Here is a 9,960-nt window from a genome sequence, read left to right on the forward strand (position 1 = left end):
CCTCGCCGACCGCCCAGCGGGTGTACAGACCCCCGCGCGGGCAGGTGAACGCCGAGACCACCCGCATGGGAACCCGGGTGCTGCCGGGGCCGTGGCCGGGGGTGAGGGTGGAGTCGTCGCCCCCGACGATGAGTTCCGGCGCCACCGACAGGACGAGATCGTCCACCGCCCCCTCCGAGAGCAGCGTCCCGAGGAGGCGGGGGCCGCCCTCGAAATCCACCTCGCGGGCGTGGAGGCGGGACGCCAGCGCGCGCACCGCGGCGCCGGTCGGCCCCGGGTCGAGCACGTGCACTCTCACGCCCCGCGCCCGCGCGGCCTCGATGCGCTGACGACCCACCTCGTGTGCCGCGGCGATCCGGACCCGGTCGTCGGTGCCGGCGCAGAGGTCGATCAGCCGATCGGGTAGCGACCTGGTGAGGACGAGGACGGTGGGCGCGGGTCCGGTGCGCCGGTCCGTCCAGACCGGGCTCACCACGGCGGGACCGTAGCGTTCGGCCAACGCCGTCCCGGACCCCACCAGGACGAGGTCGGCGCGGGCCCGCATGGCGTCGTAGACCAGGCGGTCGGTGGGCGTTCCCAGGCCCCCGCTCCGGCCGTCGACGGTGGTGGTCCCGTCGATGGAGGAGATCATGACGGCACGGATCATCGGGGCGCCCGTGGGCTGGTCCGGCTGGAGGGCGGTCCAGATCGCGTCGAGCGAAGCCGGGTCGTCGTCGAGCGCGGGGGGTCGGGTCGACAGCACCTGGGGCTCCTTCCGTTCTGACGCCTGTCGCCCCACGATAGGCTCATCGCATGGTCTCTCGCCTCGTTGACGTCACCCCGGTGGTCCCCGCCGACCAACTCGTGGCACAGATGGTCCCGCCGTCGATGTTCGATGACGTGAGTTTCGAGTCCTACATCCCGGACCCCGCCGAGCCCTCCCAGGCCGCCGCGGTCAAGGCGTGTCGGGAGTTCGCCGAGGGCGTCGTGACCCGTCGTTCCCCCAAGAAGGGACTGTTCGGGCGTCGACCCAAGTCGGTGGAGGGGGCGGGGATCTATCTCGACGGCGGGTTCGGTGTGGGCAAGACCCACCTGTTGACCTCGATCTACCACACCTGTCCCGAGCCCAAGGCGTTCGGCACGTTCGTCGAACTGACCCACGTGGTGGGTGCCCTCGGGTTCAACCGTGCGGTCGAGGAGCTGTCCGGTCACTCGGTGCTGTGCATCGACGAGTTCGAGCTGGACGACCCGGGTGACACCATGCTGGTGTCCCGGCTGCTCGCGGAGCTCACCACGGCGGGCGTCAGCGTGGCCGCCACCTCCAACACCCTTCCCGAGCAGCTCGGCGAGGGGCGGTTCGCGGCCAAGGACTTCATGCGCGAGATCCGCAAGATGTCGGGGATCTTCGAGTCGATCCGAGTCGACGGCCCCGACTACCGTCACCGCAATCTTCCTCCGGCGCCGGACCCCATGTCCGAGGCGGAGCTCGAGGCGGACGCCGGCGCGGACCCCGGGGCGACGCTGGACGACTTCGACGCGCTGTGCGGGCACCTGGCCACCCTCCACCCGTCCAAGTACAACCGCCTCGTCGACGGGGTGACCAGGGTGTGCCTGCGCGACGTCGCTCCGTTGCCGGACCAGGCCATCGCCCTGCGTCTGGTCGTCCTGGCGGACCGCCTGTACGACGCCGGGATCCCCGTCCGTAACTCGGGGGAGAAGCTCGACGCGATCTTCACCGAGGAGATGATCGCCGGCGGCTACCGGAAGAAGTACCTGCGGGCCACGTCCCGGCTCCTCGCGCTGTCGCGTTTCGAGACGGTCGGCGGCTGAACGCTCAGTCCTGACCCGGGGCCCTCCCACCGAGCTCCCTCTCGTAGACGACGTCGGTGTTGGACACGCCGCCCACGTCGAACGTGCGCGTTCCCCGTTCGGCGAACCCCTGCCTGGCGTAGAACCGGCGTGCCCTGGTGTTGGCCACGTTGGTGGCGAGCCACAGACTTCGCGCGCCCCTCCCGGCACACCTCCGGACGACGTCGTCGAGAACCAGGGCCGCGATGCCCGAACCGTGGTGGCCGGGGTCGACGTACAGCTTGCTGATCCCGACGGTGGGTCGGTGGAGGATCTGATCGGCGCAGGCCGGGTCCATCTCGATCCCGTCCACGAGGAGGGCGTATGCGGCGAGTCGCCCACCCGGCGTCCTGGCCGCGAGGAGTTCGTGCCCGGGGGTGACCAGATGGACACTCAGCGCGCCGGTGGAGAGATGCCGGGCGATGAAGGCGTCGATCGAGTCCCGGGGGAGATCCGGGGGACACGCCAGCGGGAACGTCCGGGCTGCCAGCGCGGCAATCGGGCCGAGATCTGCCGCGACTGCGGGTTCGACGGTGGGTTCGACGCTGGCGATCACCCCGTGAGACTAGCGGGGCACGGGGATCAGGAATGCAGGTGCAGGTTCTCGGTCCCACCCACCCCGGACATCACCAGCCGTTCCGAGTCGTCTCCGCCTCCGAGGACCATAGTGACCTCGTAGGTGTCCGTGGCCGTGCGGCGCAGGTCGACGAGGATGCCCGTGGTGTGCCGGAGGTCGACGACCCGCCCCCGGACGTCCTCCAGGGAAATCGAGTCGACCGTCGCCGTGTGGGGCAGTCTGTGCGCAGTGGACATACCCCGATGATGAGTGATCCTCATCACGCGGCGAGCACGGGCACGTACCGAACAGGGAGCGATCCCGCCGAAATGCACGACGCCCCGGCGGTCAGCCGGGGCGTGTGTCGTGGTGCGCGATACTGGGATTGAACCAGTGACCTCTTCCGTGTCAGGGAAGCGCTCTCCCGCTGAGCTAATCGCGCGGGATTCACCGACCGGATCTCTCCGGCGTGGAGGTGGAGACGGGAATCGAACCCGTGTTGACGGCTTTGCAGGCCGCTGCCTCACCACTCGGCCACTCCACCGAAAAGGTATCGAGCCCGGTGAGGACTCCTGGCTCCTCGATCCCTCCGAGCGGATGACGGGATTCGAACCCGCGACCCTCACCTTGGCAAGGTGATGCGCTACCAGCTGCGCCACATCCGCACTGCTCCCCGGCTCGCTGTTGCTCACCGCGTTGCGAGAATGAACATTAGCCGACGCCGAACTTGGAACACAAATCGGGGGCCGGAAACCGGGTTCCACCTGCACGGACGCCCTGATCCGGGGTTCTGCGGCCCAGCGCGCACCGGCTCTCCGGACGCGTGTCGGCACGGTACCGGCACGGCACCGACACGGCTCCGGCGCCTCGCCGACCCCGAATTGGGGCCGCGGGTCCGGCTTGCTACAGTGTTCCGGTGCCGATCGAGAGATCGGGCCACGCGCGGTCCTATAGCTCAGTGGAAGAGCGCTCCGTTCACACCGGAGAGGTCACTGGTTCGAACCCAGTTAGGACCACACCGCACACGCAGCCTCCGCCCCGGTGACCGGGAGACGGGGGCTGCGTTCGTATCCGGGCCAGCCGGTGCGCCGAGTCAGTCCTGCCGTCCGGCGACAGCCTGCTCCAGGGCCTGGCCGAACACCTCGACGGGCTGTGCACCGCTCACGGCGAGCCTGCCGTCGAAGACGAAGAACGGCACTCCCTGCACCCCGATCCCACGGGCGGCCTCCACGTCTTCACGGACGCGCTCGCCGAACCCGTCCCCGGACAGCATCTGGTCGACCGCGTCGGCGGGCAGCCCGGCCTCGACACCGATGCGCCTGAGGACCGCCGGATCCGAGAGGCGCTCGCCGTCGGTGAAGTGGGCGCGGCGCAACGCCTCGTCGATCTCGTCCGCCTTCTCGTGGTCTGCGGCCAGTGCCGCCAGCCGGTGGGCGTCGAAGGTCGAGGAGATCGTGGCGGACCGCCAGTCGAACTCCAATCCGAGTTCCCGGAACCGTCCCGCCATCTGTTCCTGCGTGGCCTCCGCCTCCGCCTGCGGCATGCCGTACTTGCGCGAGAGCATCTGTGCGCTGGACTCGTCGACGCCGCTCTCGCCGTGCCGCGGCGCTGCGGGGTCGAGTTCGAAGGCCCGCCAGACCACCTCGACGTCCGTGTCGGGGTGGTCTGCCCGGAAGGCCTCCAGTGCGGACTCCAGATGGCGTTTGCCGATCCAGCAGAAGGGGCAGACGACGTCGGACCAGATGTCTATGCGCATGGCGGGTACAACGGCCCGAGGCGGTCCGGGATTCCGCGAGGCGCCGGGTAGCATGAACCGGCCCAGGTCCGTCACCGGAGCTGGTGCGCCGTCACGGGTGACCCACGGTCACCCGTCATCCACTGCCGAGGAGATCGCCCCCCGTGTCCGAGACCCCCGTGTCCGAGAACCGCATGCCGGAAGCCGACGTCGACGCAACGGGTGCGGGCACCGTGACCACCACCGTCATTCCGGCGGGAGAGCCAGCGGGCAAGATCCTCGCCGAGCGGGAGTTGCAGTCGAAGAGCGGCCCCGAGACCGTCGTGGTGGTGCGCGACCCCGGTGGCGCGCTGCGCGACCTGTCGTGGGCGCCAGAGGCGGACACCGAGGTCGAACTCGTCCGCGCGGACACCGAGGACGGCAGGTCCGTCATCAGGCACTCCTGTGCACATGTGTTGGCGCAGGCCGTCCAGGACAAGTTCCCCGAGGCCAAGCTGGGGATCGGCCCGCCGATCGAGAACGGCTTCTACTACGACTTCGACGTGGCCGAGCCGTTCACTCCCGAGGACCTCAAGGACCTCGAGAAGCGGATGAAGAAGATCATCAAGTCGGGCCAGCGTTTCGCCCGGCGCGAGTACGCCTCTCTGGACGAGGCACGCGCCGAGCTCGCCGGCGAGCCGTACAAGCTCGAGTTGGTGGAGGACAAGGGCCGGGCGGATTCCGGCGACGCCGGGGGCGCCGAGGCCCTCGAGGACGCGGAGATCATGGAGGTCGGGGCCGGCGCACTGACCGCGTACGACAATCTCAACCCGCGCACGGGCGAGGTGGTCTGGTCGGATCTGTGCCGGGGCCCCCACACACCCACCACCAAGTTCATCCCCGCGTTCACCCTCACCCGCTCCTCCGCTGCGTACTGGCGCGGGGATCAGAAGAACGCCGGTCTTCAGCGCGTCTATGGCACGGCGTGGGAGAGCACGGAGGCGATGGACGCCTACCTCGATCGCCTCGCCGAGGCGGAGAAACGGGACCACCGCCGGTTGGGCACGGAGCTCGACCTGTTCAGTTTCCCGGACGAGATCGGCTCCGGCTTTCCGGTCTTCCACCCCCGTGGCGGGATCATCCGCAACGAGATGGAACAGCACTCCCTCAAGCGACACCTGTCCGCCGGGTACTCGCTGGTCAACACCCCGCACGTGACCAAGGGCGATCTCTTCCGGAAGTCCCAGCACCTGAGCTGGTACTCGGAGGGGATGTTCCCTCCCATGGTTCTAGACGCGGAGTACGACGCCGACGGCAGGGAGACCAAGCCGGGGCAGGACTACTACGTCAAGCCCATGAACTGCCCCATGCACAACCTGGTCTTCGACTCCCGCGGCCGCTCCTACCGCGAACTGCCGCTGCGGATGTTCGAGTTCGGCACGGTCTACCGGTACGAGAAGTCGGGCGTGATCCACGGGCTCACCCGCGCGCGCGGTTTCACCCAGGACGATGCCCACATCTACTGCACCGAGGACCAGATGGAGGGCGAGATCGCCTCCGTGCTGTCCTTCATCATCTCGCTGCTGCGCGACTACGGCCTCGAGGACTTCTACCTCGAGCTGTCGACCAAGGACCCCGAGAAGTACGTCGGCGGTGACGAGATCTGGGAGCGCGCCACCGAGACGCTCGAACGGGTCGCCACCAACTCGGGTCTCGAGCTGGTCCCGGACCCGGGCGGGGCGGCCTTCTACGGACCCAAGATCTCGGTCCAGGCGCGCGATGCGATCGGCCGGACCTGGCAGATGTCCACGGTGCAGCTCGACTTCAACCTCCCCGAGTTGTTCGACCTCACCTACAACGCCGCGGACGGCACCAAGAAGCGCCCGGTGATGATCCACCGCGCGCTCTTCGGGTCCATCGAACGGTTCTTCGCCGTCCTGCTCGAGCACTACGCGGGGATGTTCCCGGCGTGGCTCGCGCCCGTGCAGGTGGTGGGGATCCCGGTGGCCGAGGCCCACGAGAAGCACCTCGAGGACGTGATCGACGAACTCCGCGGCCGCGGGATCCGCGCCGAACTCGATCTCGCGGACGAGCGCATGCAGAAGAAGATCCGCAACCACACGACCGGCAAGGTCCCGTTCATGCTGCTGGCCGGCGACCGGGACGTCGAGGCGGGCGCGGTGAGCTTCCGGTTCCCCGACGGCACCCAGCTCAACGGGGTCTCCCGGAACGCCGCGATGGACAAGATCGTCTACTGGATCAACTCGCGGCGCAACGACGTGCCCACGGCGGAGCGGGTGTGACGCCCCGGGAACCGACCCCGACGGACGGGTACCGCCAGTACGGGGTGGGGGAGGATCGCCTGCAGCTGCTGTGGACCCCGTACCGGATGTCGTACATCGCCGAGTCGACGCCCGAGCCCGCCGAGGGTATGACCGGGGAGCCCTTCCTCGACATCCCCCGGATGAGCGACGAGGACGGCCTGATGGTCGCCCGTGGCGCCCATGTCTACGTGGTACTCAACCTGTACCCGTACAACCCCGGGCACGCCATGGTGGTGCCGTACCGCAAGGTGGCCGACCTGGAGGATCTCGACGACGACGAGGCGCGTGAGCTGATGTCGTACACCCAGCAGTTGATCCGGGTCGTCAAGGCCGTGTCCCGACCGGATTCGTTCAACGTGGGGCTCAACCTGGGCAGCGCCGCGGGGGGTTCGCTGTCGGATCATCTGCACCAACACGTCGTGCCGCGCTGGATCGGCGACGCCAACTTCATTACGGTGACCGGCGGAACCAAGGTGCTGCCCCAGTTGCTCCGTCAGACCCGACAACTGCTGGCCGAGGCGTGGTCGACCGTGCCCGGGCCCGACCACACCTGATTGCGGGGGAACAGATGCTGAGCGAGTTCGGAAGGTCGGGTGTCACCAAGGTGGCACACCCCTTCGCGACGTTCCTGGTCCGGATCGGGGTCACCGCGAACGGCATCACCCTGGCCGGGCTGGTGCTGACCTGTGCGGCGGCGGTCGCGCTCTTCGGCAACGGCCACCTGGTGGCAGGGGCGATCGTGATCGCCCTGTGCACCCTGCTCGACCTGGTCGACGGGGCGGTCGCCCGGGCGGGTGACGGCGGGTCCCCCTACGGCGCGCTGGTCGACGCGGTGTCGGACCGGGTGGCCGACGGTGTGATCCTCGCGTCCCTGCTGTGGTGGCTGGTGGACGCCGAACCGGACAACAAGTACGCGCTCGGCATGCTGCTGGCGTGCCTCGTGCTCTCCCAGGTCGTGTCCTACTCCAAGGCCCGCGCGGACGCCGGGGGTCTGCGCACGCCCGGCGGTCTGATGGAACGCGCCGACCGCCTCGTCCTGATCCTGCTCGGTGCCGGCCTGGAGGGTCTCGGCGTCCCCTGGGCCCTCGAGATCGCGATCACGGTGGTCGCGGTGGGCAGTCTCATCACGGTCCTCCAGAGGGTGTGGGGCGGACGGGCCGACCACCTCGGGCGGCTCGACCGGCTCGGGTCACCGACGGCGGGCGACCGATGACCCGGCTGGGCCAGCGGGCCTCGGACCTCGGGTACGCCGCGGGGTGGGCTCTGGTGCGCGCGCTCCCCGAACCGGTGGCACGGGCCCTGTTCCGGACCGGAGCCGACGTCGCCGCCCGACGTCAAGGGGAGGACTCCCAGCTCCGCAAGAACCTGTCCCGGGTCCTCGGGGTCGCCCCCGCGGAGGTCCCCGACGACCTCGTCCGAGACTCCTTCCGTTCCTACGCGCGCTATTGGCGGGAGGCGTTCCGTCTGCCCTCGATGGACCGCGAGGCCGTGGCCAGGGAGATGGACCGGACCATCGAGGGCGTCGACCACCTCGACGCGGCCCTGGCCCGGGGACGCGGGGTGATCGTGGCCCTCCCGCACTCGGCCAACTGGGATCTCGGCGGGACATGGCTGGCGCGGCGGTACGGCACCTTCGCCACGGTCGCCGAGAGGTTGCAGCCGGAATCCCTCTATCAGCGCTTCCTCGAGTACCGGGAGAGCCTGGGATTCACCATCTATCCGCACACCGGTGGCGCCACGCCGCCGCTCGAGGCACTCCGCGAGTTCCTCCGCGGGGGCGGCATCGTGTGCCTGCCCGGCGAACGGGACCTGCGTCGGACCGGCGTCCCGGTGACCTTCTTCGGTGAGACCACCCGGATGCCCGCAGGGGCTGCCAGGCTCGCCGTGGAGACCGGCGCGCCGTTCCTCGTGGCGCAGTTCTGGTATTCCGACGAGGAGACGATGCGGGTGCGGATCACCCCGCCCATCGACGTCTCCGGCGGAGTGGAGGCGGCCGTGCAGGCGATGGCCGACCTCTTCGCCGAAGGGATCGCCCGTCACCCGGCGGACTGGCACATGCTCCAACCCCTGTGGCTGGCCGACCTGTCCGCCGACCGTCGCGCGCGGATCGAGGGCTGATCGACTCGTGCGCATCGGCATGATCTGCCCCTACTCCTTCGATGCGCCGGGCGGCGTCCAGGCCCATGTGGTGGATCTGACCGAGGAGTTGCGTCGGCGCGGCCACTCGGTCCGGGTGCTCGCCCCCGGCCGCCCCGAGAACGCACCGGTCTCCGGGATGACGCTGACCGGCCCGGGGGTCCCGATCCCGTACAACGGGTCCGTGGCCCGGTTGAGCTTCGGACCCGCGGCCTGGCGGACCACCCGTCACTGGTTGCGCAGCGATCCGCTGGACGTGTTGCACATCCACGAACCCAACGCGCCGGGAGTCGGGATGTTCGCCCTGGCCATGTCCTCGGGACCCATCACGGCCACCTTCCACACATCCACCTCCGGCTCGATGATCCTCGGTGCCGCGGACGGCGCCCTCGCACCGCTCCTGGAGAAGATCCGCGGTCGGATCGCGGTGTCGACCCTCGCCCGGCGATGGCAGATGGAGGCCCTCGGGTCCGGCGCGGTGGAGATCCCCAACGGCGTGGACGTCGGCGCGTTCCGCGGGGTCGACGCGACGGCCGAGCGATCCGGTTCACCCACCGTGGCCTTCCTCGGGCGTTACGACGAACCGCGCAAGGGTATGGACGTTCTGGTCTCCGCACTCCCGGCCGTGCTGGAGGCCGTGCCCGACCTCCGGTTACGGATCATGGGGGACGGCGACGAGCGGGCACTGCGGGACCGGTTGCCGTCGGGCCTCGACGTGGACTTCCTCGGTCGGGTCGACGACACCCGCAAGGCCGCGGTGCTCGCGGCCGCGGACGTCTACTGCGCACCCAACACGGGTGGGGAGAGTTTCGGCATCGTCCTGGTGGAGGCGATGGCGGCCGGGACGGCCGTGGTGGCCTCCGATCTCGACGCGTTCCGCCGGGTCCTGGGAGACGGGGACTGTGGTGAACTCGCACCGGTGGGGGACCCCGGTGGCCTGGCCGCCGCCCTCGTCCGCGTGCTCGGCGACGACGGACACAGAGCCGATCTCTGCGCGCGCGCCTCCGAGGCGGTCCGGGAGTTCGACTGGCCGGTCGTGGCGGAGCGGGTGATCCGCGTGTACGAGACCGTCCGTGGACCGGGGGAGACCATTCGTGTCCGCTGAAGTGCTCCTCGTCGTCGTCGCACTGGTCATCCTGGCGGTGACCGCCCTGCTCGCCGCCTACCTCACCGCACATCGTCTCGACAGGCTCCACATCCGGACGGATCTCGCCCGAGCCGCACTGATCGGCGCCCTGGAACGCCGCCACACGGTGACAGCCGCGATCGTCGCGGAGCTGGGCGGACGGGACCCTGCATCGGCGCAGCGGTTGTCGCACGCCCTGGCGCTGGCCCGCGCCCATCCGACCGACTCGGTCACCGGGACCGACCCCCGGCCCGACCCGGACCCGACCCGGCCCGGC

The 9,960-nt window shown here is 69.8% G+C and carries 10 protein-coding genes, 4 tRNA genes and 1 pseudogene; 8 read left to right on the plus strand and 7 right to left on the minus strand.

Features of this window, described 5'->3' with window-relative positions; all coding sequences use genetic code 11:
* Nucleotides 1-742 (minus strand): dihydrofolate reductase family protein (locus G6022_RS14220; protein ID WP_182691825.1); only part of this gene is annotated, 742 nt, incomplete at its 3' end.
* A 50-nt stretch (nucleotides 743-792) separates the two neighbouring features.
* Between G6022_RS14220 and zapE the strand changes: the two genes are divergently transcribed.
* Nucleotides 793-1,809: a cell division protein ZapE gene (zapE, locus tag G6022_RS14225; RefSeq protein ID WP_179525390.1), complete on the plus strand. Its 1,017-nt coding sequence runs from the start codon at nucleotides 793-795 to the stop codon at nucleotides 1,807-1,809.
* A 4-nt stretch (nucleotides 1,810-1,813) separates the two neighbouring features.
* Here the strand turns inward: zapE and G6022_RS14230 are convergent, their stop codons facing one another.
* The 5 genes from G6022_RS14230 to G6022_RS14250 form a co-directional block, all read right to left on the minus strand.
* Complete coding sequence (locus G6022_RS14230; protein WP_338404200.1) at nucleotides 1,814-2,383, minus strand: GNAT family N-acetyltransferase; 570 nt, start codon at nucleotides 2,381-2,383, stop codon at nucleotides 1,814-1,816.
* Between the two features lie 26 nt (nucleotides 2,384-2,409).
* Nucleotides 2,410-2,640 (minus strand): hypothetical protein, encoded by a 231-nt coding sequence (locus G6022_RS14235; protein ID WP_179525389.1) that lies wholly within the window; start codon nucleotides 2,638-2,640, stop codon nucleotides 2,410-2,412.
* Between the two features lie 110 nt (nucleotides 2,641-2,750).
* Nucleotides 2,751-2,825, minus strand: a tRNA-Val gene (locus G6022_RS14240).
* 28 nt (nucleotides 2,826-2,853) lie between these two features.
* Nucleotides 2,854-2,927, minus strand: a tRNA-Cys gene (locus G6022_RS14245).
* Nucleotides 2,928-2,975: 48 nt separating this feature from the next.
* Nucleotides 2,976-3,048: transfer RNA gene (locus G6022_RS14250), tRNA-Gly, on the minus strand.
* A gap of 279 nt (nucleotides 3,049-3,327) precedes the next feature.
* Here G6022_RS14250 and G6022_RS14255 point away from each other — a divergent pair.
* Nucleotides 3,328-3,399 (plus strand) — tRNA-Val (locus tag G6022_RS14255).
* A gap of 77 nt (nucleotides 3,400-3,476) precedes the next feature.
* Here G6022_RS14255 and G6022_RS14260 read toward each other — a convergent pair.
* A complete protein-coding gene (locus G6022_RS14260; protein ID WP_182639282.1) occupies nucleotides 3,477-4,139 on the minus strand; it encodes a DsbA family oxidoreductase in 663 nt (220 codons plus the stop codon).
* Nucleotides 4,140-4,312: 173 nt separating this feature from the next.
* Between G6022_RS14260 and thrS the strand changes: the two genes are divergently transcribed.
* The 6 genes and pseudogenes from thrS to G6022_RS14290 all read left to right on the plus strand — a co-directional run.
* Entirely contained in the window at nucleotides 4,313-6,400 is a 2,088-nt protein-coding gene (gene thrS, locus G6022_RS14265; RefSeq protein ID WP_182639283.1) for a threonine--tRNA ligase, read from the plus strand.
* Nucleotides 6,397-6,975: an HIT domain-containing protein gene (locus tag G6022_RS14270; RefSeq protein ID WP_182610602.1), complete on the plus strand. Its 579-nt coding sequence runs from the start codon at nucleotides 6,397-6,399 to the stop codon at nucleotides 6,973-6,975. Before thrS ends, G6022_RS14270 begins: the two co-directional genes overlap by 4 nt.
* 14 nt (nucleotides 6,976-6,989) lie before the next feature.
* Complete coding sequence (pgsA, locus tag G6022_RS14275) at nucleotides 6,990-7,634, plus strand: phosphatidylinositol phosphate synthase (protein ID WP_182610601.1); 645 nt, start codon at nucleotides 6,990-6,992, stop codon at nucleotides 7,632-7,634.
* On the plus strand, nucleotides 7,631-8,539 hold the full coding sequence (locus G6022_RS14280; protein ID WP_179525385.1) for a phosphatidylinositol mannoside acyltransferase: 909 nt from the start codon (nucleotides 7,631-7,633) through the stop codon (nucleotides 8,537-8,539). Before pgsA ends, G6022_RS14280 begins: the two co-directional genes overlap by 4 nt.
* Nucleotides 8,540-8,546: 7 nt before the next feature.
* The gene (locus G6022_RS14285; RefSeq protein WP_182610600.1) at nucleotides 8,547-9,662 is read left to right on the plus strand and encodes a glycosyltransferase family 4 protein; all 1,116 of its coding nucleotides are present in this window, start codon (nucleotides 8,547-8,549) and stop codon (nucleotides 9,660-9,662) included.
* Nucleotides 9,652-9,960, plus strand: a pseudogene (locus G6022_RS14290) (NUDIX hydrolase); the annotation flags it as partial. The gene G6022_RS14285 and the pseudogene G6022_RS14290, both read left to right, overlap by 11 nt.

The sequence above is a fragment of the Dietzia sp. Cai40 genome, assembly GCF_014145165.1.
Taxonomy (GTDB): domain Bacteria; phylum Actinomycetota; class Actinomycetes; order Mycobacteriales; family Mycobacteriaceae; genus Dietzia; species Dietzia natronolimnaea.

Bases quoted from the DNA above. Each gene is read 5' to 3' on its own strand.
- zapE (WP_179525390.1), top strand. From the start codon at position 793: ATGGTCTCTCGCCTCGTTGACGTCACCCCGGTGGTCCCCGCCGACCAA.
- G6022_RS14235 (WP_179525389.1), bottom strand. From the start codon at position 2,640: ATGTCCACTGCGCACAGACTGCCCCACACGGCGACGGTCGACTCGATT.
- G6022_RS14260 (WP_182639282.1), bottom strand. From the start codon at position 4,139: ATGCGCATAGACATCTGGTCCGACGTCGTCTGCCCCTTCTGCTGGATC.
- thrS (WP_182639283.1), top strand. From the start codon at position 4,313: ATGCCGGAAGCCGACGTCGACGCAACGGGTGCGGGCACCGTGACCACC.
- pgsA (WP_182610601.1), top strand. From the start codon at position 6,990: ATGCTGAGCGAGTTCGGAAGGTCGGGTGTCACCAAGGTGGCACACCCC.
- G6022_RS14280 (WP_179525385.1), top strand. From the start codon at position 7,631: ATGACCCGGCTGGGCCAGCGGGCCTCGGACCTCGGGTACGCCGCGGGG.